This is a genomic window from Extensimonas perlucida, from assembly GCF_007655255.1.
In the GTDB taxonomy this organism is placed as follows: Bacteria; Pseudomonadota; Gammaproteobacteria; order Burkholderiales; family Burkholderiaceae_C; genus Extensimonas; species Extensimonas perlucida.
Genome location: NZ_VMYE01000002.1, coordinates 1 through 25,296 on the forward strand (window position 1 = coordinate 1; position 25,296 = coordinate 25,296).

A 25,296-nucleotide genomic window follows, 5' to 3' on the forward strand; every position below is an offset into this window, starting at 1 on the left:
CTATATGCCCAAGCCCGTCTGAACCCTTCGGGCATTGCGCCCACGACCACAAAAACGTCCACTCCTCGCCATGGCCAGCGTCAGGTCAGGCCCCGGCTCGTCTGGGCACTGGTGTCTTTCACGTTAAAAGGAAGCGGGTGTGCCTGGGTGGCGCACCCGCCGTCATAAGTTTCATGTGTCTGCTGGCCAATGTCGGCCGTTGAAAGGAGTGTGTCATGACCACCCAAACTAGCGTTAGTCTCAACTCTGCCCCGGACGTGGCAGCCCTGATTGAAAAAGACCGCATCCGCGGCAGCGTCTATACCAACGAGGCGCTGTTCGAGCAGGAGATGAAAAAAATCTTCCACAGCGGCTGGGTGTTCGTGGGGCACGACTCCGAAATCCCGAGCGCCGGCGAGTACGTGCGCCGCACGCTGGGCCTCGAAGAAGTGCTGATGGTGCGCCAGCGCGACGACTCGATCGCCGTGCTGGTCAACCGCTGCACGCACCGCGGCAACATGCTGCGCGTCGAAAAGCACGGCAAAGAGAAATACTTCACCTGCGCCTACCACGGCTGGGTGTTTGACCTCGGGGGCAATCTCAAAGACGTGCCCTACCCTGGTGGCTTCAAGAAAGACAAGTCTGATCTGGGCCTGCGCAAGTTGCGCACCGAGAGCTACCGCGGCTTCGTGTTCGCGAGCTTCAAGGACGACGTGCCGCCGCTGGCCGAGCACCTGGGGCGCGCAAAGATTTTGCTCGACCGTTCCTGCGACATGTCGCCCACGGGCCGCATCAAGCTCACGGCCGGCTGGGCCAAGCAGCGTTTTGCCTCGAACTGGAAGATGCTGCCTGAAAACGACACCGACGGCTACCACGTCAACGACGTGCACGCTTCGTTCGCGCAGGTCATCCGCTCGCAGTACGACACGGCCGTGATCGCCACCGAAGAAAGCCTGAAGTCGGAAACCAAGGACTGGGGCAACGGCCACACCGAACTGTATTTCTCGCCCACCTACAAACGGTATCTGGAGTGGCTCAACACCAGCGCCGACCGCTACCCCGACTATGTGGCGCAGATGAAAGCCTTCCACGGCGAAGCCAAGGCCGACCAGATTCTGCGCGACGGCCCGCCGCACGCGGCCATCTTCCCGAACCTGTTCCTCGGCGAGATGAACATCGTCATCTTCCAGCCCGTGAACGCGCACGAGTGCGTTCAGTGGCACACGCCCATGCTGCTCGAAGGTGCCTCCGACGAGCTCAACGCACGCATCATCCGCAACTCCGAGGGCGCGATGGGGCCGGCCGCTTTCCTGCTGGCCGACGACAGCGTGATCTCCGAGCGCCAGCAGATCGCCCTGCGCGGCGAAGACGCCTGGCTCGACCTCTCGCGCGGCCTGAATCGCGAGCATGTCGATGACATGGGCGTGGTCGTGAGCCACATCAGCGACGAGACGACCAACCGCGGCTTCTGGAACCACTACAAGTAGGTCATGACGGAGACGGCCTGAAACCCTGCTCCAGCAGAAAGACTTTTCCTTCCCCATTTCTTCCTTCATCCATCACCGCGCGCCGCGATGCTGCGCGCACCAGGAGCGTTGACATGACAACGATGACAGCCACGAAAGAACAAACCGCGACCGCCCCGGTCAGCGAGCGCGAGTACCGCATGGTGTGTGACTTCCTCTACCAGGAGGCGCGCCTTGCCGACGAGTCGCGCTACCTCGAATGGGAGGCGCTGGTCGAGGACGACATGGTCTATTGGGTGCCGCTGGGCGAGGGTGACTTCGACATGAACAAGCATGTCTCCATCATCGCCGACAACCGCTCGCGCCTGCGCACCCGCGTCGCGCAGCTGGCCACCGGCAAGCGCCATGCCCAGGTGCCGGTGTCGCCCATGCGCCGCCTGCTCAGCAATATCGAGGTGCAGCGTCTCTCCGACGACAGCTGGAAGGCGCAATGCAACTTCGTGCTCTACGAGCTGCGCAAGTCTTCCACGGGCCAGCTGGAAGTCTGGCCCGGCCGCGTCGAATACCACCTGCGCCGCCGCGCCGACGGCAGCCTGGGCATGTTCTTCAAGAAGGTCATGCTCGTGAACGGCGAGGAAGACGTGCCCAGCCTGGCGTTCATCATCTGATGCCCGCCATGGCAAAGTCCACAACGGAAAAGCCCCAGGCGAAAGCCGCCATCACGGGCTTGGGTTTCAGCGCCATGTCGCGCCAGCCCATAGGCAGCGTGCGCGAGCTGGCCGCATCGGCCATCCTCGCGGCGATTGCCGATGCGGGCCTGCGGGTCAAGGACATCGACGGCCTGCTGCTGAACAAAAGCCCTACGGCGCACACCGAAGAACTGCCGCTGCGCATGCAAAACGACATCGGCCTGCGCGATCTTTCCTTGCTCGCCGCTCTGGATTCGGAAGGCTCCACGGCGGTGCAGATGGTGCAATACGCTACGCTGGCTGTCGCTGCGGGGCTTGCCAAGGCGGTCGTTTGCGTGTTCTCTGACACGCCTATCAAGGAAAAAGGCAAGGGCGGAGGCGACACTTTCGCGCTGGCCATGCCCTTGTCCGGCATCGAGAGCTGGGAGGCGCGGCAGGGCTTTCTGGGCGCAACGGCGGGCTATGCGCTCGCGGCACGCCGGCACATGGCGCTGTACGGCACCACGCAGGAGCAGCTCGGCGCCTATGCGATCGCCTGCCGCCAATGGGCAGCGCTGAACCCGCAGGCGTTTTTGCGCAAGCCGATCACGCTGCAGGACTATTTGGCCTCGCCCTACGTGGTTGAGCCGTTTCGCGTGCTCGACTGCTGCTTTCCGGTCAACGGAGCGATCGCGCTCGTGGTCACGGCAGTGGATCGCGCGGCCGATGCGCCCAAGCCCCCCGCCTACATTCATGGTATGGGACAAGGTCACCGTGGCCGCTCGGGCCTGCGTGGCGACGAGCCCGAAGTGCTGACGGGTGCGGTGCAAGCAGGCAAGGCCGCGTACCGCAGCGCAGGTGTCACGGCGCGTGACGTAACGCAGTGCCAGTTCTATGACGCCTTTTCTTACGCGGGCGTGCTGAGTCTCGAAGGCTATGGCCTTGCCAAGCGCGGCGCCGGCGGTGCCTTCGTCGAACGCGGCCATACCGCGCCGGGCGGCAAGCTGCCGGTCAATACGGGCGGCGGCCATCTGTCGGGCTTTTACCTGCAAGGCATGACGCCGCTGTCCGAGGCCGTGATCCAAGCACGGGGCGCCGGCGGCGAACGCCAGGTCAAAAACGACCTGATCCTGGTCAGCGGCAATGGCGGCTGCCTCGACTACCACACCTGTGTGCTGGTGAGCCCGCACCAAAAACTCAATTGAGCGCGCCTGCCTGGAGAACACCCTATGGAAGCCATCGAACTGCACCGCTACGACGAGGAGTTCCTCGCCGGCATCGCCCAAAAGCAGCTGCTGATCGCCGTGAATCAGAAAACCGGCGCCGCGCTGGGCTACCACGAGCGCGGCTGGTGCGCCCAGCAAGACCCGAACGTGCGCTGGCAGCGCGCGAGCGGCAAGGCCGAGCTGTTGTCGTACACCGTCACGCGCCGCGCCTACTCGCCCGACTTTCCCGTGCCGCTGGTGCATGGCCTGGTTGAGCTCGAGGAAGGTCCGCGCTTGGTCTGTCGCATCGAGACCGATGCACCCGAGAGCGTGCAAGTTGGCATGGCCCTCCAAGCCGCTTTTGACGGCAAGGGCCTGATTTTCCGCATTGTGCGCGGTCGCACTGTGACCACCGCCGGACGCAAAACGGCGCGCACCACCACAAACCAAAGCAAGCCCATGGCGGCTTGAACTGAAGAAACCAGGAGATCCTTTTTCATGCTACCCCGCGACATGGTTCGGCGCTGTGCGCAGAACTATCCGACCAAGACCGCCTATCTGTGCGGCGACCGCAGCGCCACGTGGCGCCAGATGCACGAACGCTCCGACCGCTTTGCCGTGGCGCTGCAAAAGCTCGGCCACCGCAAGGATGACACCGTCGCCATCCTCACGCTGGAGACCATCGAAGTCTATGAACACTTCTTCGCCTGCATGAAGATAGGCGCGCCGCGCGTGGGTCTGAACACCCAGTACGCCTGGCCCGAAATGCTGCATGTGCTCAAAGACAGCGACACCAAGTACCTGCTCGTGCAGGCGCGCTGCAAGCACCTGATTGCAGATCACCTGGGCGACATCGCCGCTTTGGGCATCACGCTGATCGGCTACGGTGAAGGCCATGGCCTGCCGCTGGACTATGAGCAACTGCTCGCGCAGGCGCAGGGCGAGCCCGTCTGGCCGGCACTTGCGGGCGACGACGTGCTGTTCATCAGCTACACCTCGGGCACCACGGGCGTGCCCAAGGGCGTGCTGCTCACGCACGAGGGCGGCGCCAACTGCATCCTGCACTCGCTGATCCAGTTCGGCTTTTGCACGGACGATATCTGGTACATGCCGGCGGCCTCGGCCTGGGTCGTGATCATGATGACCTCGCTGGGTCTGGGCAACGGCATGACCATGGTGCTGCCCGATGGAGCGTTTCAGTTGCAGAACTATCTGCATGACGTGGAGCGCTTCAAAGTCACCGTAGGTCTGCTCGTGCCGACCATGCTGCAGCGCGCCATTGCCGAGGTGCGTGCCAACCCGGTGTATGACCTGTCTTCGCTGCGCCTGATGATCTACGGTTCGTCCCCGGCCACGCCCAAGCTCATCCGCGATGCCAAGGACACCTTCAAGGTGGCCTTGATGCAGACCTACGCGATGACCGAGGCCACGGGCGGCTGGATCAGCTACCTGACCGACAAAGACCACGATATGGCGCTGCGCGACGAACCGGGCTTGTTGAAATCGGTCGGGCGCATCGGCATCCACTACGACTGCACCATCCGCGACGGCGAGGGCACCATCTTGGCCCCGGGCGAAGTGGGCGAAGTCTGGCTGCGCGGCAACACGCTGATGAAGGGCTACCGCAACCTGCCCGAGGCCACGGCAGAGGCCCTGCCCGACGGCTGGCTGCGTACCAACGACATCGGCCGCCTCGACGAGCGCGGCTACTTGTATCTGATGGATCGCCAGAAGTTCCTCATCATCACCGGCGCCGTGAACGTGTTCCCGACCACGGTCGAAGCCGTGCTGGTCGAGCACCCGGCGGTCGAAGAAGTGGCCGTGGTCGGTGTGCCGCACCCCGAATGGGGCGAGGCCGTGGTCGCAGCGGTCGTCAAGCGCGCAGGGCATGCGCAAACCACGGCGGCGGAGCTCATCGACTTCTGCCACGGCAAGCTCAGCCGCCCCGAGACACCCAAGCACGTGGTGTTCGTGGACACGCTGCCCAAGACCTCGAACGCCAAGCTCAAGAAAAACGAGATCAAGGCCTGGCTCAGTTCCGAACCGGGACTCGTGCCTTGGAGTACGCAGGTCGAATAAACAGGAAAAGAAGTTTTCGGGAGCAGGTGCGCGCCACTTGCTCCCGGCAAGAAGACCCCCTCAACGCGAATCTCTCCTGGCAGGCCAGAGAGAACGCTTCACATCGAAAGACCAAGGAGACCATGATGAAAAACCGTTTCACCACACGCCTGGCGGCCACGCTGGCATTGGCCGCTTCGGCGCTGCTCGGCGCCACCGCCTGGGCGCAGGCTAAACCGCCTTTGAAGATCGGCGCCTATCTTTCCGTGACTGGCCCTGCGTCCTACCTGGGCGCGGGCGCCATGAAAACGGTCGAAATGTATGTGGACATGATCAATGCCGGCGGCGGCATCGATGGCCGCAAGATTGAGTTGTTCCGCTACGACGACGAATCCAGCCCGCCGCGTGCGAACACGCTCGTCAAGCGCATGCTCGACAACGACGGCGTGCAGGTGATCATCGGCGGCTCTACCACCGGGACGACGATGTCGGCCGTACCGCTGGTCGAGCGCGCTGGTGTGCCCATGCTGTCGCTCGCTGGCGGAACGGTGATCATCGACCCTGTGAAAAAGTTCGTCTTCAAGATGAATCAGACGGACGCCATGGCCATTACGCGCCTCTACGACCACATGCGCAAACGCGGCCTGGCCAACGTAGGTGTGATCGCGGGCACGGACGCCTTTGGCCGGGCCTGCCTCGCCGCGGCGCAGGAGGTAGCGCCGCAGCGAGGTGTCAAGATCGTGCGCGAGGAGTCTTTCAACGCCAAAGACACCGACATGACCGCGCAACTCACCAACTTGCGCCAAGTGCCGGGCATTCAGGCGATCCTGAACTGCGGCTTCGGCGAGCCGGCCGTCATCGTCACCAAGAACTACAAGCAATTGGGGATTCCCCTGCCGCACTACGGCACGCACGCGCTGGCTTCCGATACCTTCGTGAAGCTCGCCGGCGCTGCCGCAGAGGATATGGTGATGGCCAATGGCGCCATCCTGGTGTGGGATCAGCTGCCCGCCAACAACCCGCAGCAGGGTGTGGTGCAGGCCTACGTCAAGGCCTACCAGGCCAAGTATGGCGAGGTTCCGTCGTTTTTTGCCGGCAATGCGCACGATGCCATGCTGCTGATCCGCGAGGCTGTGCAGCGCACGGGCAGCGTAGATCCGGCCAAGCTGCGCGATGCGATCGAAGCCAGCTCCGTGCTCGGCGTGACCGGCCCTTTCCGCATGAGCCCGACGGATCACGTGGGGTTGACTGCCGCGTCCCTGCGCATCGTGCAGGTCAAGGATGGGCGCTGGAAGCTGCTGGAGTAAACACCTGTGGACGCTTTCATTCAGTTTCTGTCCTCCGGCCTCACGGAAGGGGCGCGCTACGCCTTGGTGGCGCTGGGCTTCACGCTGATCTACAACGCCAGCGGGGCGCTCAATTTTGCCCAGGGTGAATCGGTCATGATCGGCGGCATGGTCACGGCCGTGCTGCTGCAGACGCAGATGCCCTTCTGGCTGGCCATGCTGCTCGCGGTGCTCGCGGGCTTGGCGGTGTCTTTGCTGCTGCAGCGGGTGTTCACCTACACCCTGCAGCGTTCCGGGGTGCTGCAGGTGATCATCCTCACGGTGGCCTTCGGCATCATGTTGCGCGGCCTGGCCCATGTGCTGTGGGGTACGCAGACACGCTCGATCCCGCCATTCAGCGGCAGCGAGCCATTGCGCATCGGTGGTGCCACGATATTGCCGCAGGCGCTGTGGGTGATGGGCATCACGGCCGTGGTGCTGGCCGGGCTGGCATGGTTTTTCCGCCACAGCCGCACCGGGCGTGGCTTTGTCGCCGCCTCGCTGGACCCGACCACTGCGCAGCTCATGGGCATAGACGTCAAGCGTGTGCTGCTGTTGGCTTTTGGCCTGTCGGGTGTGCTGGGCGCGATCGGTGGCATCGTCACTGCGCCCATCACCTACACCTATGCCGATGTGGGCGTGATGGTGGGCCTCAAGGGCATCATCGCCGCGATCATCGGCGGCATGGGCAGCCCTTGGGGAGCGGTGTTCGGCGGTTTCGCGATCGGCCTGGCCGAAGCCATGACGGCGGGCTATGTGTCGTCCGCTTACAAGGATGCCGTGCCTTTCGTGATGATCGTGCTGCTGTTCATGGTCAAGCCCACGGGTTTGTTTGGCCGCCGGCGTGTGGAGCGTGTGTGATGGGAGTGATGGAATCTATGGCCCTTGCGGGTAAATCTGCGAAGGGGCGCACGGGCGAAAGTGTGACCCGTGGCGCAAGGCGTGGTGCGGCGCGCACGGCGTGGCTCGCGGCCCTGGCGCTGCTCGCTGCGGCGGTGTTTCCGTTGCTGGTGCCCAATCCGTTCTATCTGGCGGTGGCCAACCTGGTGTTCATCAACGCTGCCGTAGCCGTGTCGCTGACCTTGATGATTGGCACCACGGGGCAGCTGAGCCTGGGCCATGCGGCATTTTTTGCCAGCGGTGCGTACCTGTCGGCGTATCTCTCGACCATGCAGAACTGGCCGGTGCTGCTGGCCATCGTCTGTGCCGTGGCTGGCACGGTGCTGCTGGCCTGGCTCGTGGGGCGGCTGTTTCTCAAGCTGTCGGGCTATTACCTCGCGGTGGCCACGCTGGGGGTGGGTTTTTTGCTTGGCATCGTGTTGCGCAACGAGCCGCAGTGGAGCGGCGGACCGGATGGCATGTCCGTCAACCCGCTCACGTTCGCAGGCCACACCCTGCAAGGCGACGCCGCCTGGTACGGTGTGCTGCTGCTGGTGCTGGTGCTGACGGTGCTCGCCTCGGTCAATCTGCTGCGTTCTCCGGCGGGGCGTGCCTTGCGCGCGCTGCACGATGCCGAGATTGCCGCCACCACCATGGGCGTCGATGTGCAGAGCTACAAGGTGCGCATCTTCGTGTTTTCTGCGGCGATTGCCGGATTCATGGGCGCCTTGTATGCGCATTATTCGGGTTTCGTCACGCCGGATGCGGCTTCGTTTCTGCATTCCGTGCAATTCCTGATGATGGCCGTGGTGGGCGGCATAGGCTCCATCGCCGGAGCCGTGCTGGGCGCCGGCATCGTGACCTTGCTGCCGCATCTGCTGGCCAAGGCGGCCGAGTACGAGACCCTGGTGGTAGGTTGCATTCTGTTTGCGGTGGTGCTGCTCATGCCGCGCGGCATCGTGCCGACGCTGCGTGAACGCTGGCTTGCGCGCCGCGCTGCGCACCCGGGGGCACGCACATGAGCGCCGTCCTGCAAAGTCGTGCGGCAGAAAACGACATCGTGCGCCTGGAAGGCGTGCACAAGGATTTTGGCGGCCCCAAGGTGCTCGAGAACGTCACGTTCTCCTTGAGTCAGGGGCATGTGCACTCGCTGATCGGCCCCAATGGCGCGGGCAAGACGACGCTGCTCAACATCGTGAGCTGCCTCTATCGCCCGAGCGCCGGTCGGGTGCTGATCGACGGCCACGATACCGCCATGCTCGCGCCCCACGAGCTCGCCACGCTCGGCGTCTGCCGCACCTTCCAGAACCTCAAGATCTGCCGCAACATGACGGTGCGCGAAAACATCCTGCTGGGTGCGCACGTTGGTCTGCAGGGCGGACTCTGGGCCGGGATTTTGCGTCTGCCTGCGCTCGTGCGGCGCGACCGCGAGCTGAGCGACAAGGTGGAGGAACTGCTTGCCCTGGTGGGACTGGACGTTTCGCCCGACAGCCTGCCCGACGCCATGTCCTACGGTGCGCTCAAGCGGCTGGAACTCGCGCGGGCGCTGATTCGCACGCCGCGCCTGCTGCTGCTCGACGAACCCGCCGCGGGGCTCAACCCGAGCGAAAAGGTCGAGATGGGGCGCATCATCGAACGCCTGGCTGCGCAGCACATCACGGTGGTGTTGATCGAGCACGACATGAAGCTCGTGATGGGCGTGTCCGACCATGTGGTGGTGCTCAACTATGGCCGCTGCATCGCGCAGGGCACGCCGGCCGAGGTGGCACGCGACCCGGACGTGATCGCCGCTTATCTGGGCACCAAATGAATCCCCCCATCCCGCTTTGCGGTGCAAAGGAGCTATCCATGACGCAGCCTATTCCAAATGCTTCCCGCGCCTCGGGCGCTCAGCCGCTGCTGCGCCTGCGCGGCGTCGACAGCTGGTACGGCCACATCCAGTGCCTGCACGGCGTGAGCCTGGAGGTCATGCCAGGGCAGTTGGTGGCGCTGGTGGGCAGCAACGGCGCGGGCAAAACCACCTTGCTCAAAACCATCTCGGGCCTGCAGCCCCTGCGCGGCGGCAGCATCGAGCTGGACGGACAGCCCCTGGGCAAGCTGCCGGCGCACAGACGTGTCGGGCGCGGCGTTGCGCACTGCCCTGAAGGCCGTTGCGTCTTTGGGGACCTGTCCGTCGATGAAAACCTGCGCCTGGGCGGACAAACCCGCCCCAAGGCCGAAGTCGAGCGCGAGCTCGAACGCATGTACCAGCTGTTCCCCGCGCTCGCGAACCGGCGCAAGGAACATGCGGGGCTGCTCTCGGGTGGCCAGCAGCAGATGCTCGCGATCGGGCGTGCACTGATGAGCCAGCCGCGTCTGCTGCTGCTCGACGAACCCTCAATGGGATTGGCGCCGCTGATCGTCGAGGAGGTGTTCTCCATCATCGCGAACCTGCGGCGCGACGGCATGACCATCCTGCTCGTGGAGCAAAACGCGCACGAGGCGCTGCCGCTGGCCGACTGGGCCTATGTGCTCGAGAGCGGTCGCATTGTTCATGAGGGACGTGGCGCGGCGCTCATGGACGACCCGATGGTGCGCGCCGCCTATCTGGGGCTGGGCGTGGACGAGGATGCCCTGTGCGCGGCTGAGCCGCTGTTGGAGGCAGCCTGAAAATCGCTGCTTTGCCAAACTGCAGCCTGTTGATCAGTGCAACTCAGCTCTTGTGCTCACGAGGCTGGTTATGATGTTTCCCCCTGCGGGCCGCCGCTATGGACGGCCCGTTTCCTTTCCTGATTTTGGTTTATGAGCACTTCTGTTTCTCCCGCACCCCAAGCGCAAGGCGAAGGCGCTGCGCTGGCCTACACATTCATTGCCCGCACGAGCGAGGTCGAGCCCGGCTACGCGCTGCAGGTGCAGGTCGAGGGCCGGCCGCCGCTGGCGGTGGTGTGCCTCGAGGGCGAATACTTCGTCATGGACGACACCTGCACGCACGGTGACGCCTCCATGGCCGAGGGCGAGATCGTCGGCTGCGAGATCGAATGCCCTTTCCATGCCGGGCGCTTCGACATCCGCACCGGCGCGGCGACCACTTATCCCTGCACCAAGGCCTTGATGGTCTATCCGGTCAAGGTCGAGGACGAGCAGATATTCGCTGCGCTCGACGCGGGGCATTGCGCGGACGACGCGGCCTGATTGCGCGCAAGTCCTATATTCGTGGTCTTCTTTCTTGGGGGAGACGCGCCATGGACTTAGGGATAGCAGGCAAGTGGGCGCTCGTGTGCGGCGCGAGCAAGGGTTTGGGTTTTGGCTGCGCGCAGGCGCTGGTGCGCGAGGGCGTGAACGTCGTCATCAACGCGCGCAACGCTGAGACTTTGCAGCAGGCAGTAGCTAAATTGATAGCTGCTAGCCAAGACATATCAAGCGCTAGCGGCCAAAATGGCTTGAAACCCGTGGTGCTCGCGGTGGCTGCCGACATCACCACGCCCGAGGGCCGCGCTGCGGTGTTCAGCGCGCCTGGTGGGCCGGGGCGCGACTTCGACATTGTGGTCACGAACGCGGGCGGGCCGCCGCCGGGTGACTTCCGTGACTGGGAGCGCGCCGACTGGCTGCGCGCCATAGACGCCAACATGCTCACGCCGATCGAGCTCATCAAGGCCACCGTCGATGGCATGGCCGCACGCGGTTTTGGCCGCATCGTCAACATCACCTCGAGTGCGGTCAAGGCACCCATGAACGTGCTGGGCTTGTCAAACGGCGCGCGCAGCGGGCTCACGGGCTTTGTGGCTGGTCTCGCGCGCAGCAAGATCGCCGCGCAGGGCGTGACCATCAACAACCTGCTGCCGGGCAAATTCGCCACCGAGCGGCTGGGGGTTACCTTAGAGGCCATGGCCCAGGCTGCAGGTGTCAGCGGGCAGGAGATGCGCCGCCAGCAGCAGGCGCAGATACCCGCAGGGCGCTTTGGCACGCCTGAGGAATTCGGCGCCATCTGCGCCTTCCTGTGCAGCGTACAGGCCGGCTACCTCACGGGACAGAACATCCTGCCCGACGGCGGCGCCTATCCGGGTACGTTCTGAGCGAGGTGAAGGCGAGCGCGGGGAAACGGCTTCAGGCCCGCTGCGACGACACCCAGATACCGCCCACGATGAGCGCAAAAGCCGCGGCGTGAAACAGCTGCGGCGCCTCGCCCAGCAGCGCCGCCGAAAGCAGCGCCGCGAACAGCGGCGTGAGGTTGGAGAAAAAGCCCGCCACGGCCGGCCCCACGCGCTGCACGCCTATGCCCCAGCAACGGTAGGCCACGACGGCCGGGCCGATGGCGATGAACGCGAGTGCCACCACGAACAGCGCATTCCAGGTGATATGGCCGCGCCCCGTGGCCCACTCGAACGCCGAGAGCGCACCCGACCAGCCCAGACCAAAGACCACCTGGGCCATGAGCAAGCCGGCCCAGTCGCCACGCATGCCCGCGGGCGCGCTGGTGCGCACCAGCAGCCAGCTGTAAAAAGCCCAGGAAATCGCCGCGAGCAGCATGAACAGGTCGCCCGGCACCAGGCGCAGCGCGAGCAGCTGCGCCCACTCGCCGCGGCTGAGCACCAGCAGCACACCGCTGACCGACAGCAGCGCCCCTATCAGTTGCCGGGCTGCGACCCTGGCGCCGAAAAACAGCGCCCCCACGAGCAGCATCCAGACCGGCATGCTCGCGCCCACGAGCGTGACATTGATCGGCGTGGAAGTCTGCAGCGCCATGTATTGCAGCGCGTTATACAGGCCAATGCCCAGCAGCCCGAGCAGCGCAAACCGGCGCCACTGGCCCCATAGCGCACTGCCGGGCCGCAGCACGCCCCAGGCCAGCGGCAGCAGCAGCGCGAAGGCCAGCAGCCAGCGCAGAAAATTGAGCGTGAACGGCGAGACCAGCGTGTGCACCATGCGGCCCGCCACGGCGTTGCCCGCCCACATCAGCGGCGCGATCACGAGCAGGGCAGCGGTTGCAGGGGTGAGCTTTTGCGTCATGCCGCAACTGTAGCGGGCATGGCACGTTTGTGGCGCACAGCGTTTTGGATCATCAGACCTGCATGTTCATGATGTCGGTGTAGGCCTGCACCATGCGGTTGCGCACGTTGAGCGCGGCCTGAAAGCCGATTTGCGCCTTCTGGATCGCGAGCATGGTTTCTTCGAGGCTCACGGCGGGGTTTTCGAGCTGCACCTCGCGCTGCAGCTGCGTGGCCTGGTTTTGTGCCGCGCTCACCGATTGCAGCGCGCCCTTGAGTTCGCTGGCAAAGCCCGCGCTGCCCACACTGCCCGCACCTGCCTGCGGGGCTGCGGCGCGGCGCGCCAGACCGGCGCCCGCGAGGGGGACGGTGGAGCTTGAAATGCGCAGGTCCATGGCGATATCCTTGGGGTGGAACGAGGCGATGGCGCAATGCTAGTGGCGTGCGGGCGCTGCAGCACGCCGAAATAATGGTCAAATGAACGCCTTATCGGACGAACAGACCCGGGGAGCATGCGAATAATCACATGGCCCCAGAGTCTCGGCGCAGCTGCCTTTAGCATGCGCCGCGCGAGGAAACCACCAGAGCTTTTTCACGCACCATGTCCGCACTTGCCGAAATACCCAACACCCCGCCGGCGCGCGCGCCCTGGCAGCAGCGGCTGTCGGCGCTGGACGCGCCGCAGCGCCTGCGCCTGGGGCTTGGCCTGGCCTTGCTCGTGGCGCTGCTCGTGGCCGCCGTGGTGTTCGGCCGCCAGGCCGACTACCGCGTGCTGTTCGCCAATTTGAGCGACAAGGACGGCGGCGCCATCGTCGCGCAGCTCGCGCAGATGAACGTGCCCTACAAGTATTCCGAAGGCGGCGGCGCGATCCTCGTGCCGGCCGAGCGCGTGCACGACGTGCGCCTGCGCCTGGCGACGCAGGGCCTGCCCAAGGGTTCGGTCACGGGCTTCGAAATCATGGAAGGCGGCAACCGCTTCGGCATGACGCAATTCCAGGAACGGGTCAACTTCCAGCGCGGGCTCGAAGGCGAACTCACGCGCTCGATCCAGGCCCTGTCTTCGGTGCAAAGCGCGCGCGTGCACCTGGCGCTGCCCAATCAGAACGGTTTTTTCCGCGAGCAGCAAAAGCCCTCTGCCTCGGTACTGCTGAGCCTGTACCCGGGGCGTACGCTGGACCGCGCGCAGATCGCGGGCATCGTGCATCTTGTGTCCTCTAGCGTGCCCGAGATGTCGCCTGCAGACGTGAGCGTGCTCGATGACAGCGGCAAGCTGCTTTCGCAAGCGCCCGATGCTGCCAACGGTGGCGCCGACGCGCAGCAGCTGGCATACCAGCAGCAGCTCGAGCAGCAGTATGCGCGCCGCATCATGGACATCCTTGAGCCCGTCGTGGGGCCCGGCAACGTGAAAGCGCAGGTCACGGCCGAGGTCGATTTCAGCCAGACCGAGTCCACCTCCGAGCAGCACCGCCCCAACCTCGCGCCCGAGGCCAGCGCCGTGCGCAGCCAGCAGGTGGTGGAAAGCACGGGCCCGCAGCCGGCGGGGCCGCCCGCAGGCGTGCCCGGTGCCACGAGCAACCAGCCGCCAGGCGCCTCGAGCGCGCCCATCAATGGCGCCTCGGCCCCGCTGGCAGCGGCCAACGGCCAGCAACAGGGCGCGCCTGCGGGCGCCGCAAACAAACGCGAATCGATCACCAACTACGAGGTGGACAAGACCGTGCGCGTGACGCGCGAAAACCCCGGCGCCGTCAAGCGCCTGTCCGCTGCCGTGGTCGTGAACTACCAGACGCTCGAAGACAAGGGCAAGACCGTGACCAAGGCGCTCACGCCCGAGCAGGTCGAACGGATGACCGCGCTGGTGCGCGACGCCATAGGCTTCAACAAGGAGCGTGGCGATTCGGTCAACCTCATGAATGCGCCGTTCCAGGCGCTCGCCGCTGCGCCGTCCGAACTGCCGCTGTGGAAGCGCCCCGAAACCCTGGACCTGCTGCGCAGCTATGCGTGGCCCCTGGGTGCCGTGCTGCTCGCGGCGCTTGTGCTGTGGGGGCTGGTGCGCCCGGTGCTGCTGGGTGCGCGCAAAGCCGAGGCCGCCGGGCGCAGGCTCGATGCGCTCGAAGCCGAGCAGCCCGAGCGCCCGCCCCTGCCGGCGCCTGCGGCCCGCACCGAGGCCCTGCCTGCGACGCCCGAGCAACTGCGTCTGGAAGAGGCACGCTCGCTGGCCAAGCAAAACCCGGTAGCCGTGGCCAACATCCTCAAAACCTGGGTGAATGGCGAGACCCTCCCAGGATGAGCACGTGTCACACCGTATCTTGTTGAGATGACGCCACCATGGATGAGCAAGGTCTGAACAACGCCGCCATTTTGCTGATGTCCCTGGGCGAGGAGGAGGCGGCAGAGGTCTTCAAGCACCTCTCGCCCAAAGAGGTGCAAAAGCTCGGCGAGACCATCGCACGCATGCGCACGGTCTCGCGCGAGAAGGTTGATGAGGTCATCAACCGCTTTTCCGACGCCGCAGCGGCGCAAAGCCTGCTCGTGTCCGACACCGGCAACTATGTGCGCGCGGTGCTCAAGCGTGCGCTCGGCGACGACAAGGCGGCGCTGCTGATCGACCGCATCCTGCAAGGCGGCGACGTGTCGGGCATAGAGAGCCTGAAATGGATGGACCCGCTGTCCGTCGCCGAGCTGCTGCGCAACGAGCACCCGCAGATCATCGCCGCCATCCTCGTGCACCTGGACCCTGACCACGCGGCGGACATCCTCAAGCAGTTCAACGAACGCCAGCGTGCCGAAGTCATGCTGCGCGTGGCCACGCTCGAGGGCATTCAACCCACGGCGCTCAAGGACCTCAACGAAGTGCTGTTCCAGGTGCTCGCTGGTGGCGACAAGGTGCGCAAGAGCTCGCTCGGCGGGGTCAAGGCGGCCGCGGAAATCATCAACCTGCTCGGTGGCGCCATGGAAGGCGCCGTCATCGAGGCTATCCGCGGCTTCGACCCGGACCTGGCGCAGAAGATCATGGACAAGATGTTCGTGTTCGACGACGTGCTCAAGCTCGACGACCGCTCCATACAGACCGTGCTCAGGGAAGTGGCGTCGGAAACGCTGGTCGTGGCGCTCAAGGGCGCCGGGCCGGAGTTGCGCGAAAAGTTTTTCAGCAACATGTCTTCGCGCGCCGCCGAGGCGCTGCGCGAAGACCTCGAGTCGCGCGGCCCCATGCGCCTGTCCGAAGTCGAGGCGCAGCAAAAGGAAATTCTCAAGACGATACGGCGCCTGGCCGACGAAGGCCAGGTCACGCTAGGCGGAGGCGGCGAAGATGCCCTCGTCTGACGCGCGCCACTACGCACGCTTCATCCCGAGCGAGGAGGTCGGCGAGGTCACGCAGTGGACCTTCGGCACCGTGACCGCCGAGGGCGTGCAAACCCCGTCCATTGAGGCCGAACTGCCAGCAGCGGTCGCGCCTACGGTGGAGGAGCTGGCGGCGCAATTGCAGCAGGTGCATGATGAAGCCTATGCCCAAGGCCTTGCCGCGGGGGTGGAGCAAGGCCGCCAGCAAGCCAGCCTCGAATGGCAGCAGCGTCTCGACGACTACATCGCACACCAGGGCCAGCAGGCTGCCGAGCGGCTGCAGGCCATGCACCAATCTTTCGCGCAGGCGCTCGACGCGCTGCAGCAGCAGCTCGCGCAACAGGTGCTGCAGCTGGCGTGTGAGCTCGCACGCCAGGTGGTGCGGCGCGAACTCGCCACCGACGCGCAGGCGCTGCTGCCCGTGGTGCACGAAGCCGTCGAGCAACTGCTCGCCGAAGGCCGGCCCGCGCTGGTGCGCCTGCATCCTGCCGACAAAGAGGCGCTCGGCCCCGCGCTGCAGGCCGCCTTTGCGCAGGCCAGCGGCGTGCAATGGCTGGCCGATGCCAGCGTGCCAGTCGGCGGCTGCCAGGTCGAGTCGGGCGGCACGGTGATCGACGGGCGCCTTGAAACACGCTGGGAGCGCGCTATCGCCGCGCTGGGGCTGGAGTCGGCCTGGCAGACCTCGCCCTCCACCTCGCCTTCCTCAGCGCCTTCCTCAGCAGCGCCTGAAGACACGCCTGCCAATACGTCTGCCAGTACGCCGGCAGCGGGCCGCAGCGCGCCACAAGCCATGGAGGCCGGGCATGGCGATTGAGCCCGGCGCCTGGGAGCGCTTTTTGCAGGAAGCCCGCGACCGCGCGCGCGCCGAGCTGCCTTTGCAAAGCAGCGGCACGCTCACGCGCCTGACCGGGCTGGTGCTCGAGGCCAGCGGCATCCGTGCGCCCGTGGGCGCGCAGTGCACGGTGCAAATGCCGGGCCAGGACGCTGTGCTCGCCGAGGTCGTGGGCTTTGCGGGCGACCACGCCCTGCTCATGCCCGCGGGCGACATCCAGGGACTCTCGCGCGGCGCGCGCGTGGTGCCTGCCGCACCCTATGTGCCCGTGCCGCGCCTGGGCGAGCCGCCGCGCCCGCCCTTGCGCGGCGGCGTGCTGCGCCTGCCCATGGGCGCGGGCCTGCTCGGGCGCGTGGTCGACGCGCAAGGCCAGCCACTGGACCACGGCGGGCCACTCGCGGACATTGCCGCCGTACCGCTGGGCCGCGGCCAGATCAACGCCATGGAGCGCGACCCCGTACGCACGCCGCTCGACACCGGCGTGCGCGCGATCAACGCCTTGCTCACGGTGGGGCGCGGCCAGCGCCTGGGGCTTTTTGCGGGCTCGGGCGTGGGCAAGAGCGTGCTCCTGGGAATGATGGCGCGCTACACGCAGGCCGACGTAATCGTGGTCGGGCTCATCGGCGAGCGCGGGCGCGAAGTCAAGGAATTCATCGAAGACATCCTCGGCGATACAGGCCGCGCGCGCTCGGTCGTGGTGGCGGCGCCGGCCGACGCGCCGCCGCTGCTGCGCATGCAGGGCGCGGCCTACGCCACGGCCATCGCCGAGCATTTCCGCGACCAGGGCCAGCATGTGCTGCTGCTCATGGATTCGCTGACGCGCTACGCCATGGCGCAGCGCGAGATTGCGCTGGCCATCGGCGAGCCGCCGGCCACCAAGGGCTACCCGCCCTCGTGCTTTGCCAAACTGCCGCAGCTCGTCGAGCGCAGCGGCAATGGCCTGCACGGCGTGGGCTCGATCACGGCGTTCTACACCGTGCTGTCCGAGGGCGACGACCAGCAAGACCCGATCGCTGACGCCGCGCGCGCCATCCTCGACGGCCACATCGTGCTCGCGCGCGCGCTCGCCGAGGCCGGGCATTACCCGGCCATAGACATCGAACAATCGGCCTCGCGCGTGATGCACAGCGTGGTGCCGCGTACGCACCTCGAGCTCGCGCGGCGCTTTCGCGCGCTCTATTCGCGCTACCAGAAAAGCCGCGACCTGATCCAGGTCGGCGCCTACATGCCCGGCACCGACCCGCAGCTCGACGAAGCGATCCGCCTGCAGCCGCAAATGGCGGCCTTTTTGCAGCAGGACATGTACGAAGCCGCGACGCTCGAACAAAGCGTGCAGGCCATGGCGCAATTGCTGGATGCCTAAATCATGAGCAACGCCCAAACCTTGAATGCCTTGCGCATCGCCATCGACATGGCCGAACGCGAGCGCGATGCCGCGCGCCAGGGCCTGCAAGGCGCGCTGTCCGCACAACAGGCCGCGCAGGCCCAGCTCGAGCAGCTGCAGTCCTACGCGCAGGAGACCGAAGCGCGCTGGGGCCCGCGCGCCGACGCGCGCCTGCAGCCGCAAGTGCTGCAGCACCACTACCAGTTCATGGGGCGCCTGCAGCATGCCGCGGGCCTGCAAACCCAGGTGCTGCAAGGCCACGCTGCGCGCGTGCAGCAAACGCAGGATCAGCTCCTGAAGGCCGAACAGCGCTTGCTGAGCCTGCGCAAGCTGCTATCCCATAAAGAGCGCGAGCAGCACCAATTGCAAGTGCGCCGCGAGCAAAAACAGACCGACGAGCGCGCCATGTTGCAGCACCGCCTGCGCACACAGGCTACCCGCGCCCCATAAACCCGAATCGCCGACGCAGCCCCCGGAGCAATGACCATGGAACCCGCACGCATCGCCCCCGCCCCGCATCCGGCCAGCGCGCCGCAGCCAGCGCAGCCCTCGTCTGGCAAAACCTTCGACAAGGCCGCAGCAGGCACGCCGACGCAGGCGGGCGCGCAGGGCGCTGGCAGCTTTGCCGCCTTGCTGCTTGCGCTAGGAGCCTGTCGGGCTTTGGGCGTCGATAGCGAGAATGCGCCCCAGCGAGCTCAGTTTTTGCCGGATTCGCCGCCCCATAGTGGTGCTATGGGGCAAGAAGCCGGTAAAAAATGGGCCGCTGCGGCGCATTCGCAGCCGACGATCCCAAAGTCCGACAGGCTCCTAGATGGCGCCGCGGCGCAACCCACGGACACGCCCGCATTCGGGCAGGACGCCCTGGGCGGCATAGCCGCGAACAGCGCATCGGCGCCAGACGATGGCGCCCTGGACGTAGCCGTCGCTATGGCCGATCCCGCCGCGCTGGCGGCGTGGCAGGGCGCGCTGAGCGGCCAGCATGTGCAAGGCACAGCCCAGGGCACGGCGGGAGGTGCGGCGGGCGATGGGACGAATGGAACCGCGAAAGAAGGGCTGCTGGCCGGTGTAGGCCGCGGCATGGCGTTCGACGCGCCGGCCACCATTGCACAACCCCATGGCCTGGTTGCGCAGACGGCGCAGCTCGATCGCGCGGCTGATGCCACCGACCTCCAAGGGTTTCAGGGGCAGCAAGGGCCGCAGGCCGCGCAGGCCTTGCGCCGCACCCTGGCGCGCAGCGCAGCGCAGGCACAGGCGGGCCTTGCGGACAGCGCGGCGGCGCAAGCCGCGGCGATACCCGGCGCAACCGCGGTGCAGGGCGGCCACAACGGGGCGGACGTGCTGGCTGCTGGCCCGCAAGCCGCGCAAACCGATGCCGCCAGCGCCAGCACGCGCGGTGGTGCCGACGCCGCGCCGCGCAGCGATCCGCCATCGGCCACATTGCAGGCCACGCCAGCGACGGCGCAAACCGCAGCGCGCGATGCGCTCATCGCCGCCGCGAGCGCAGCGACCGCTGGCACGGCAGGCGATGGCTTGCGCGCCAAAGGCCGCGCGGGTGACGGCGGCGCCGCTTCGCCCGTCGTACCCGCAGCCGGCGGCAGCACTTTCGCGGCGACGCTGCAGCAGGCCGCAGGCGCCGTCGATGCCAGCGCCGTGCTCGCCGATCCGGCGCAGGCCGGGGCCGAAGACCGGCTCGCGCAGCAGATCAGCTACTGGGTGCACCAGACCACGCAGAACGCCGAAATGACCGTCGATCAAGGCGGCGCCGCGGTGCAGGTCAGCGTGTCTCTCACGGGCAACGAAGCGCGCGTGCACTTCATGACCGACCAGGCGCAGGCGCGCGCGCTGCTCGACGCGAACATGGCGCAGCTGCGCGAGCTGCTGCAAGGTCAGGGGCTGGTGCTCACGGGTACGAGCGTGGGCACCACGGCGCAGGGCCAGGGGCAGGCTGGTGGCGGACAGGCGCAGGAGCCGTCGACGCCAGGGCGGCCCGGCCGCGCACAAAGGGTGGTCGTGACCGCGCCAGCGGGCGCGGGCGGCGGGCTGCGCGCGGGTGTGGACCTGCGGCGTGCGCTGGACGTGTTCGCCTGAGTTCCCTACCCCGCTCGGGGGCCGCAGCTGCCTGAAAGTTATGTGCCTTTTATGCCGTTTACGCAGACCTATCAAGCGCTAATAGCTATGGTTTTCGATAGTCAAGGCATGGCGTTCGTGATCGCGTCCGAAGTGGCCGGGGGCGCATTCCCGGCACCTGCGGCAGCCGTGCGGATGCGCTTTTTTCCGGGATTTTCCCGGCGCTATTCTGGCTATGATCCGGGGCCCGGTCGCCCATAATGGCCCCACTGCTGCTTTGCGCAGCGCGCTTGCCTGACCCTCCTGCCGAACGCATTCATCCAAGGAATCCGAACGTGCCTCCCCCTTCCCCCGCAGCCCCTGCAGCGCCGGCCAAAAGCAAGAAACGGCTGGTCATCGTCCTTGTCGTGGTGCTCGTGCTGCTCGTCGCAGGTGGCGGTGCTGCGGCGTGGTTCATGTACCAGCGTGCCAATGCAGCCCTTGAAGACGATGCCGACGCCGCTGCGCCTGCGCATAAGGGAAAGGCCAAGGCGGAGCCGGCCGCGCCGCCCACCTACCTGCCGCTCGACAACATGGTGGTCAACCTGGCCGACCCTGGCGGCGACCGCTTCGCGCAGATCGGCATCACCTTGGAGCTGTCCGACGCCAAGGCATCCGACCAGGTCAAGCAATACCTGCCCACCATACGCAACGCCATCCTCATGCTGATCTCGCAGCGCAGCTCTGAAGATCTTTTGCGGCGTGAGGGCAAGGAGGCTTTGGCGGAGGACATTCGCCGCGAGGTCTCGCGCCCGCTCGGTTACGCGGTGCCGGAAAAAGGCGCAAGCACGGCGCGCGACGGGCATGGCAGCGCCGACAACCCGGTGCGGCGCGTGCTGTTCTCGAGCTTCATCATCCAATAGCCGGGCAAGGAGCGCGCATGAGCGAAGCATTTCTGTCCCAGGAAGAGGTCGATGCCCTGCTCGAAGGCGTCACAGGCGAGAGCCAGAAGGCGGCCAAGGAAACCGTCGAAACCGGCGGCGTGCGCAGCTACGACCTCGCGAGCCAGGAGCGCATCGTGCGCGGGCGCATGCCCACGATGGAGATCGTCAATGAGCGCTTCGCCCGCAACTTCCGCATCGGCCTGTTCAACTTCATCCGCCGCAGCCCCGAAATTTCCGTGGGCACCGTCGCGGTGCAGCGTTACAGCGCGTTTTTGCGCGAGCTCGTGGTGCCCACCAACTTCAACCTCATGGCCGTGCGCCCCTTGCGCGGCAGCGGTCTGATCGTGTGCGAGCCGTCCATCGTCTTCGGCATCATCGACACCTTGTACGGCGGCGTGGGGCGCTTTCAGACGCGCATCGAGGGGCGTGACTTTTCGCCCACCGAGCAGCGCGTGATCCAGCGCCTCGTCGACGTGATCAGCGCCGAATACAAAAAGGCCTGGCAAGGCATTTATCCGCTCGAGCTCAGCTACCAGCGCTCGGAAATGCAGCCGCAGTTCGCCAATATCGCCACGCCCAGCGAAATCGTCGTGTCCACGGCGTTCCAGCTCGAAATCGGCGAACTCGCGGGCGCCATCCACATCTGCATGCCCTACGCCACGCTCGAGCCTATACGCGACATCCTCTACTCCTCGACGCAGGGCGACTCGATCGAGGTGGACCGGCGCTGGGTCAAGGTGCTCTCGCGCGAGATCCAGGCCGCCGAGGTCACGCTGGTGGCCGAGCTCGCGCGCACCGAGCTCACGGTGGAGCAACTGCTCGCGATGAAGCCGGGCGACTTCATCGAACTCGACCGCCAGCCGCGCATTCAGGCTTCGGTCGATGGCGTGCCATTGTTCGAATGCCAGTACGGCACGCACAACGCCAAATACGCGATCCGCATCGAAGAGTCCCTGCACAAGTCTGATGCGGGCTGGATGGGAGAAAGACATGGCCACTGAAAACCACCCCGAACACAGCGCCGCAGGCGACGAAGACACGTTTGCCGACTGGGCGCAGGCGCTTGAGGAACAAAAAGCCGCGGACCAAAATCCGCACGACGCCGAGCAGGGCGGCCCGCTCTCGGGCGAGCCCGTGCACCCCGCGAGCGCCGCCGCCGAGCCGCCCGTGGGTGACATCAGCCGCGTGCTCGACATTCCCGTGCAGCTCTCGGTCGAACTCGGGCGCACCAAGGTGCCGATCAAATACATCCTGCAGCTCGCGCAGGGCTCGGTGGTCGAGCTCGACGCGCTCGCGGGCGAGCCCATGGACGTGCTGGTCAACGGCTACCTGATCGCCCAGGGCGAGGTCGTGGTGGTGAACGACAAGTTCGGCATCCGCCTGACCGACGTGGTCACGCCGTCCGAGCGCCTGCGCCGACTCAGCCGCGGCTGAGCCCAGGAAGGTCACGACATGGCCAACATGAGCCAGACACTCGCACTGTTGGTGCTGTTCGTGGGCGCGCTCGCGCTGCTGCCCTGGCTCGTGCGGCGCCTGCAGCAGCGCCGGCTCGCCGACACGGGCGCGATGGGGGCCGGCGTGCGCGTGCTCGCTGCCGTGGCCGTGGGGCCGCAGCAGCGCGTGCTCACCGTCGAAGTCGGCCCCGAGGGGGCGCGCAGGTGGCTTGTGCTCGGCGTCACGGCGCAGCACATCAGCTGCCTGCATGTGCTGCAGCCCGGCGCGCAAGCCAAAGCCGGGGCCATGCCGCGGCCCGAAGCATTTGGCGCTCCGGCAGCGGCACCGGGCCCCGCACCGGAGATAGACCCCGGCGCGGCGTCGTTCGCACAGGCCATGGCGCAGACGCAACCCACGCAGGGCAAGGGCGGGCATGGCTGAGCGCGCACGCCAGCAGTGGCAAACGGTAGCGCGCCGCGCCGTGCTGGCGCTCGCAGGCGTGCTGCTCGTGCCCTGGCCTGCGCTCGCGCAGACGCCCGGCACGCTGCCCCTGCTCGTGGGCAGCGGCAGCGCGGGCACGAGCTATTCCGTGCCTATCCAGACGCTGCTGTTTTTCACAGCGCTGTCCTTTTTGCCCGCGGTGCTGCTCATGATGACCGCGTTCACGCGCATCGTGATCGTGCTCTCGCTGCTGCGCCAGGCGCTGGGCACGCAGGCGGCGCCGCCCAATCAGGTCATCATCGGGCTGTCGCTGTTCCTCACCTTTTTCGTCATGGGGCCGACGCTGGAGCGCGTCTACCAGGACGCCTACCTGCCCTACACCAAGAGCACGCTGAGCTTCGAGCAGGCGCTCGACAAGGCCGAGGTGCCGCTGCGCGGCTTCATGCTCCGGCAAACGCGCCAGTCCGACTTTGCCCTGTTCGCGCGCCTGGCCAAGCTCGACGCCCAAACCACCGCCGAGACCGCGCCGCTGCGCGTGCTGGTGCCGGCGTTCGTGACCAGCGAGCTCAAGACGGCGTTCCAGATCGGCTTCATGGTGTTCATCCCCTTCCTCGTGATCGACATGGTGGTCTCGAGCATCCTCATGTCGCTGGGCATGATGATGCTCTCGCCCGTGCTCGTGGCGCTGCCGTTCAAGCTGATGCTGTTCGTGCTCGCCGACGGCTGGAACCTGCTCATAGGCTCACTCGCCGCGAGCTTCGTGACCTGAGAGGCTGAACGAACCCGCCATGAACGCCCAAACCGTCCTCACCATGGGCCAGGAGGCCCTGATGCAGCTGCTCATGATCTCCATGCCGGTGCTCGGCGCGGTGCTGCTCGTGGGCCTGCTCGTGAGCATCTTCCAGGCCGTCACGCAGATCAACGAGGCCACGCTCGCCTTCGTGCCCAAGCTCGTCGCCGCGGTGCTCGTGTTCGCGCTCGCAGGCCCCTGGATGCTCAGCACGCTGGTGGACTACATCCGCCGCACGCTGGAGGCCATCCCCGGCGCAGTGGGTTAGGTCAGGTTGACCAGGCCGCCCGGCAAGCCATGATCTCCCTCTCCGAAGCCCAGCTCGTGGCCTGGATCGCGCCGCTGCTGTGGCCGTTTTTGCGCGTGCTCGCGCTGTTTTCGGTGGCACCGGTGTTTTCCATGCGCGCCATCCCCATGCGCGTGAAAATTGGCCTCGCCTTTTTCGTGGCGCTGTGCGCGCAGGCCGTGCTCGCCGAGCAGCCGCGCATAGACTTCACAGGGCCCGCGGCGCTGGGCGCGATCGTGCAGCAGCTCACCGTGGGCCTGGCCATAGGCTTTGCCGTGCGCCTGGTGTTCGCCGCGGTAGAACTCGCGGGCGAGGTCGTGGGCCTGCAAATGGGCCTCAACTTCGCTTCGTTCTTTGACCCCACGAGCAACGCCCAAACGAGCGCCGTGGGGCAGTTCTTCGGCCACATGGCGACGCTGCTTTTCATCGTGATCAATGGGCATTTGCTCGTGCTCATGGCCGTGGTGAAGAGCTTCGAGCGCTTTCCTGCCGATGGCAGCTTTTTGCAGGCGCTGGCCACCATGCAGGTCACGCAACTGGGGGCTGCGGTGTTTTCGAGTGCGCTGTGGATCGCGCTGCCCATGGTCGCGCTGCTGCTGTTCGTGAACCTCGCGATGGGCATCATCTCGCGCGTGGCGCCGCAGATGAACATCTTTGCCGTGGGCTTTCCCGTCACGCTGAGCGTGGGCCTGCTGGGCATCGCCGCCACCCTACCCATGCTGGAGCAGCCTCTGCTCGCGCTGCTACAGCGCGCGCTTGATCTGTTTGGCTGACAAGCGGCGCCGAGCCTAAACCCCCACTGCAATAGACGTCATCAGCACACGCCGCCGAATTCCCGAGGGCCTTGCATTACTATTGACCCCAAATTTTGAACTTGGAGAGCTCCATGAGCGCCGTAGCTGAAAACATTGCCACTGAAATGCCCGCCCCCATTAACTTCACCGACAGCGCAGCGGCCAAGGTGGCGGATTTGATCGCCGAAGAAGGCAACCCTGACCTCAAACTGCGCGTATTCGTGCAGGGCGGGGGTTGCTCCGGCTTCCAGTACGGCTTCACCTTCGACGAAGTCGTGAACGAGGACGACACCACCATGGTGAAGAACGGCGTCACCTTGCTGATCGACGCCATGAGCTACCAGTACCTGCTCGGCGCCGAGATCGACTACAAGGAAGACCTGCAGGGCGCGCAGTTCGTGATCCGCAATCCCAACGCCACGTCCACCTGTGGCTGCGGGTCGAGTTTTTCCGTTTGAGAAC

The 25,296-nt window shown here is 66.1% G+C and carries 28 protein-coding genes; 26 read left to right on the forward strand and 2 right to left on the reverse strand.

The features are described 5' to 3' along the window. Positions 1-215: 215 nt before the first annotated feature. From FK527_RS02635 to FK527_RS02690, 12 genes are all read left to right on the forward strand, one after another. A complete protein-coding gene (locus FK527_RS02635; protein ID WP_144729455.1) occupies positions 216-1,466 on the forward strand; it encodes an aromatic ring-hydroxylating oxygenase subunit alpha in 1,251 nt (416 codons plus the stop codon). Positions 1,467-1,579: 113 nt separating this feature from the next. Beyond that, on the forward strand, positions 1,580-2,113 hold the full coding sequence (locus FK527_RS02640) for an aromatic-ring-hydroxylating dioxygenase subunit beta (protein WP_246072643.1): 534 nt from the start codon (positions 1,580-1,582) through the stop codon (positions 2,111-2,113). Positions 2,114-2,121: 8 nt separating this feature from the next. After that, the gene (locus FK527_RS02645) at positions 2,122-3,318 is read left to right on the forward strand and encodes a thiolase family protein (protein WP_222116120.1); all 1,197 of its coding nucleotides are present in this window, start codon (positions 2,122-2,124) and stop codon (positions 3,316-3,318) included. Positions 3,319-3,342: 24 nt separating this feature from the next. Next, entirely contained in the window at positions 3,343-3,789 is a 447-nt protein-coding gene (locus FK527_RS02650) for a Zn-ribbon domain-containing OB-fold protein (protein ID WP_144729457.1), read from the forward strand. A gap of 27 nt (positions 3,790-3,816) precedes the next feature. After that, complete coding sequence (locus FK527_RS02655; RefSeq protein WP_144729459.1) at positions 3,817-5,397, forward strand: class I adenylate-forming enzyme family protein; 1,581 nt, start codon at positions 3,817-3,819, stop codon at positions 5,395-5,397. Positions 5,398-5,522: 125 nt separating this feature from the next. After that, positions 5,523-6,683: an ABC transporter substrate-binding protein gene (locus tag FK527_RS02660; RefSeq protein WP_186298365.1), complete on the forward strand. Its 1,161-nt coding sequence runs from the start codon at positions 5,523-5,525 to the stop codon at positions 6,681-6,683. A gap of 6 nt (positions 6,684-6,689) precedes the next feature. Further along, complete coding sequence (locus FK527_RS02665) at positions 6,690-7,562, forward strand: branched-chain amino acid ABC transporter permease (protein WP_144729463.1); 873 nt, start codon at positions 6,690-6,692, stop codon at positions 7,560-7,562. After that, positions 7,562-8,602, forward strand: a complete 1,041-nt coding sequence (locus tag FK527_RS02670; protein ID WP_222116121.1) for a branched-chain amino acid ABC transporter permease — start codon at positions 7,562-7,564, stop codon at positions 8,600-8,602. The genes FK527_RS02665 and FK527_RS02670 overlap by 1 nt, the downstream gene beginning before the upstream one ends. Then, positions 8,599-9,390: an ABC transporter ATP-binding protein gene (locus FK527_RS02675; RefSeq protein ID WP_144729465.1), complete on the forward strand. Its 792-nt coding sequence runs from the start codon at positions 8,599-8,601 to the stop codon at positions 9,388-9,390. Before FK527_RS02670 ends, FK527_RS02675 begins: the two co-directional genes overlap by 4 nt. Positions 9,391-9,476: 86 nt before the next feature. Continuing rightward, positions 9,477-10,229 (forward strand): ABC transporter ATP-binding protein, encoded by a 753-nt coding sequence (locus FK527_RS02680; protein ID WP_144729980.1) that lies wholly within the window; start codon positions 9,477-9,479, stop codon positions 10,227-10,229. Positions 10,230-10,361: 132 nt separating this feature from the next. Beyond that, entirely contained in the window at positions 10,362-10,751 is a 390-nt protein-coding gene (locus FK527_RS02685; RefSeq protein ID WP_144729467.1) for a non-heme iron oxygenase ferredoxin subunit, read from the forward strand. A 50-nt stretch (positions 10,752-10,801) separates the two neighbouring features. After that, positions 10,802-11,632: an SDR family oxidoreductase gene (locus FK527_RS02690; RefSeq protein WP_144729469.1), complete on the forward strand. Its 831-nt coding sequence runs from the start codon at positions 10,802-10,804 to the stop codon at positions 11,630-11,632. Positions 11,633-11,663: 31 nt separating this feature from the next. Here the strand turns inward: FK527_RS02690 and FK527_RS02695 are convergent, their stop codons facing one another. Both FK527_RS02695 and fliE read right to left on the reverse strand, forming a co-directional pair. Further along, positions 11,664-12,566: a DMT family transporter gene (locus tag FK527_RS02695; RefSeq protein WP_144729471.1), complete on the reverse strand. Its 903-nt coding sequence runs from the start codon at positions 12,564-12,566 to the stop codon at positions 11,664-11,666. Positions 12,567-12,618: 52 nt separating this feature from the next. Next, positions 12,619-12,939 carry a flagellar hook-basal body complex protein FliE gene (gene fliE, locus FK527_RS02700; RefSeq protein WP_144729473.1) on the reverse strand — a complete coding sequence of 107 codons (321 nt, stop codon included), beginning with the start codon at positions 12,937-12,939 and terminating at the stop codon, positions 12,619-12,621. A 206-nt stretch (positions 12,940-13,145) separates the two neighbouring features. On the opposite strand from fliE, the gene fliF reads away from it, so the two are divergent. The 14 genes from fliF (at position 13,146) to erpA (ending at position 25,292) form a co-directional block, all read left to right on the forward strand. Continuing rightward, a complete protein-coding gene (gene fliF, locus FK527_RS02705) occupies positions 13,146-14,831 on the forward strand; it encodes a flagellar basal-body MS-ring/collar protein FliF (protein ID WP_144729475.1) in 1,686 nt (561 codons plus the stop codon). Between the two features lie 38 nt (positions 14,832-14,869). Continuing rightward, positions 14,870-15,865: a flagellar motor switch protein FliG gene (fliG, locus tag FK527_RS02710; protein ID WP_144729477.1), complete on the forward strand. Its 996-nt coding sequence runs from the start codon at positions 14,870-14,872 to the stop codon at positions 15,863-15,865. Continuing rightward, on the forward strand, positions 15,852-16,697 hold the full coding sequence (locus FK527_RS02715) for a FliH/SctL family protein (protein WP_144729479.1): 846 nt from the start codon (positions 15,852-15,854) through the stop codon (positions 16,695-16,697). Before fliG ends, FK527_RS02715 begins: the two co-directional genes overlap by 14 nt. Further along, entirely contained in the window at positions 16,687-18,078 is a 1,392-nt protein-coding gene (fliI, locus tag FK527_RS02720) for a flagellar protein export ATPase FliI (RefSeq protein WP_144729481.1), read from the forward strand. The genes FK527_RS02715 and fliI overlap by 11 nt, the downstream gene beginning before the upstream one ends. A gap of 3 nt (positions 18,079-18,081) precedes the next feature. Beyond that, positions 18,082-18,549 carry a flagellar export protein FliJ gene (fliJ, locus tag FK527_RS02725; RefSeq protein WP_144729483.1) on the forward strand — a complete coding sequence of 156 codons (468 nt, stop codon included), beginning with the start codon at positions 18,082-18,084 and terminating at the stop codon, positions 18,547-18,549. Between the two features lie 36 nt (positions 18,550-18,585). Further along, positions 18,586-20,187: a flagellar hook-length control protein FliK gene (locus FK527_RS17445; protein WP_246072644.1), complete on the forward strand. Its 1,602-nt coding sequence runs from the start codon at positions 18,586-18,588 to the stop codon at positions 20,185-20,187. 314 nt (positions 20,188-20,501) lie between these two features. Then, positions 20,502-21,068 carry a flagellar basal body-associated FliL family protein gene (locus FK527_RS02735; protein ID WP_246072645.1) on the forward strand — a complete coding sequence of 189 codons (567 nt, stop codon included), beginning with the start codon at positions 20,502-20,504 and terminating at the stop codon, positions 21,066-21,068. Positions 21,069-21,085: 17 nt separating this feature from the next. Then, entirely contained in the window at positions 21,086-22,090 is a 1,005-nt protein-coding gene (gene fliM / locus FK527_RS02740; protein WP_144729488.1) for a flagellar motor switch protein FliM, read from the forward strand. Further along, positions 22,080-22,523, forward strand: coding sequence for a flagellar motor switch protein FliN (fliN, locus tag FK527_RS02745; protein WP_144729490.1), 444 nt, complete (start codon positions 22,080-22,082; stop codon positions 22,521-22,523). The genes fliM and fliN overlap by 11 nt, the downstream gene beginning before the upstream one ends. A gap of 18 nt (positions 22,524-22,541) precedes the next feature. Next, positions 22,542-22,964: a FliO/MopB family protein gene (locus FK527_RS02750; protein WP_425460396.1), complete on the forward strand. Its 423-nt coding sequence runs from the start codon at positions 22,542-22,544 to the stop codon at positions 22,962-22,964. Continuing rightward, complete coding sequence (gene fliP, locus FK527_RS02755) at positions 22,957-23,733, forward strand: flagellar type III secretion system pore protein FliP (RefSeq protein WP_144729492.1); 777 nt, start codon at positions 22,957-22,959, stop codon at positions 23,731-23,733. Before FK527_RS02750 ends, fliP begins: the two co-directional genes overlap by 8 nt. Before the next feature lie 19 nt (positions 23,734-23,752). Further along, positions 23,753-24,022 carry a flagellar biosynthesis protein FliQ gene (fliQ, locus tag FK527_RS02760; RefSeq protein ID WP_144729494.1) on the forward strand — a complete coding sequence of 90 codons (270 nt, stop codon included), beginning with the start codon at positions 23,753-23,755 and terminating at the stop codon, positions 24,020-24,022. A gap of 29 nt (positions 24,023-24,051) precedes the next feature. Then, positions 24,052-24,813 carry a flagellar biosynthetic protein FliR gene (gene fliR, locus FK527_RS02765; protein ID WP_144729496.1) on the forward strand — a complete coding sequence of 254 codons (762 nt, stop codon included), beginning with the start codon at positions 24,052-24,054 and terminating at the stop codon, positions 24,811-24,813. Positions 24,814-24,926: 113 nt separating this feature from the next. Next, complete coding sequence (gene erpA / locus FK527_RS02770; RefSeq protein ID WP_144729498.1) at positions 24,927-25,292, forward strand: iron-sulfur cluster insertion protein ErpA; 366 nt, start codon at positions 24,927-24,929, stop codon at positions 25,290-25,292. Positions 25,293-25,296: the final 4 nt, after the last annotated feature.

Bases quoted from the DNA above. Each gene is read 5' to 3' on its own strand.
- FK527_RS02635 (WP_144729455.1), top strand. From the start codon at position 216: ATGACCACCCAAACTAGCGTTAGTCTCAACTCTGCCCCGGACGTGGCA.
- FK527_RS02640 (WP_246072643.1), top strand. From the start codon at position 1,580: ATGACAACGATGACAGCCACGAAAGAACAAACCGCGACCGCCCCGGTC.
- FK527_RS02645 (WP_222116120.1), top strand. From the start codon at position 2,122: ATGGCAAAGTCCACAACGGAAAAGCCCCAGGCGAAAGCCGCCATCACG.
- FK527_RS02650 (WP_144729457.1), top strand. From the start codon at position 3,343: ATGGAAGCCATCGAACTGCACCGCTACGACGAGGAGTTCCTCGCCGGC.
- FK527_RS02655 (WP_144729459.1), top strand. From the start codon at position 3,817: ATGCTACCCCGCGACATGGTTCGGCGCTGTGCGCAGAACTATCCGACC.
- FK527_RS02660 (WP_186298365.1), top strand. From the start codon at position 5,523: ATGAAAAACCGTTTCACCACACGCCTGGCGGCCACGCTGGCATTGGCC.
- FK527_RS02670 (WP_222116121.1), top strand. From the start codon at position 7,562: ATGGGAGTGATGGAATCTATGGCCCTTGCGGGTAAATCTGCGAAGGGG.
- FK527_RS02675 (WP_144729465.1), top strand. From the start codon at position 8,599: ATGAGCGCCGTCCTGCAAAGTCGTGCGGCAGAAAACGACATCGTGCGC.
- FK527_RS02685 (WP_144729467.1), top strand. From the start codon at position 10,362: ATGAGCACTTCTGTTTCTCCCGCACCCCAAGCGCAAGGCGAAGGCGCT.
- FK527_RS02690 (WP_144729469.1), top strand. From the start codon at position 10,802: ATGGACTTAGGGATAGCAGGCAAGTGGGCGCTCGTGTGCGGCGCGAGC.
- FK527_RS02695 (WP_144729471.1), bottom strand. From the start codon at position 12,566: ATGACGCAAAAGCTCACCCCTGCAACCGCTGCCCTGCTCGTGATCGCG.
- fliE (WP_144729473.1), bottom strand. From the start codon at position 12,939: ATGGACCTGCGCATTTCAAGCTCCACCGTCCCCCTCGCGGGCGCCGGT.
- fliF (WP_144729475.1), top strand. From the start codon at position 13,146: ATGTCCGCACTTGCCGAAATACCCAACACCCCGCCGGCGCGCGCGCCC.
- fliG (WP_144729477.1), top strand. From the start codon at position 14,870: ATGGATGAGCAAGGTCTGAACAACGCCGCCATTTTGCTGATGTCCCTG.
- FK527_RS02715 (WP_144729479.1), top strand. From the start codon at position 15,852: ATGCCCTCGTCTGACGCGCGCCACTACGCACGCTTCATCCCGAGCGAG.
- fliI (WP_144729481.1), top strand. From the start codon at position 16,687: ATGGCGATTGAGCCCGGCGCCTGGGAGCGCTTTTTGCAGGAAGCCCGC.
- fliJ (WP_144729483.1), top strand. From the start codon at position 18,082: ATGAGCAACGCCCAAACCTTGAATGCCTTGCGCATCGCCATCGACATG.
- FK527_RS17445 (WP_246072644.1), top strand. From the start codon at position 18,586: ATGGAACCCGCACGCATCGCCCCCGCCCCGCATCCGGCCAGCGCGCCG.
- fliM (WP_144729488.1), top strand. From the start codon at position 21,086: ATGAGCGAAGCATTTCTGTCCCAGGAAGAGGTCGATGCCCTGCTCGAA.
- fliN (WP_144729490.1), top strand. From the start codon at position 22,080: ATGGCCACTGAAAACCACCCCGAACACAGCGCCGCAGGCGACGAAGAC.
- FK527_RS02750 (WP_425460396.1), top strand. From the start codon at position 22,542: ATGGCCAACATGAGCCAGACACTCGCACTGTTGGTGCTGTTCGTGGGC.
- fliP (WP_144729492.1), top strand. From the start codon at position 22,957: ATGGCTGAGCGCGCACGCCAGCAGTGGCAAACGGTAGCGCGCCGCGCC.
- fliQ (WP_144729494.1), top strand. From the start codon at position 23,753: ATGAACGCCCAAACCGTCCTCACCATGGGCCAGGAGGCCCTGATGCAG.
- fliR (WP_144729496.1), top strand. From the start codon at position 24,052: ATGATCTCCCTCTCCGAAGCCCAGCTCGTGGCCTGGATCGCGCCGCTG.
- erpA (WP_144729498.1), top strand. From the start codon at position 24,927: ATGAGCGCCGTAGCTGAAAACATTGCCACTGAAATGCCCGCCCCCATT.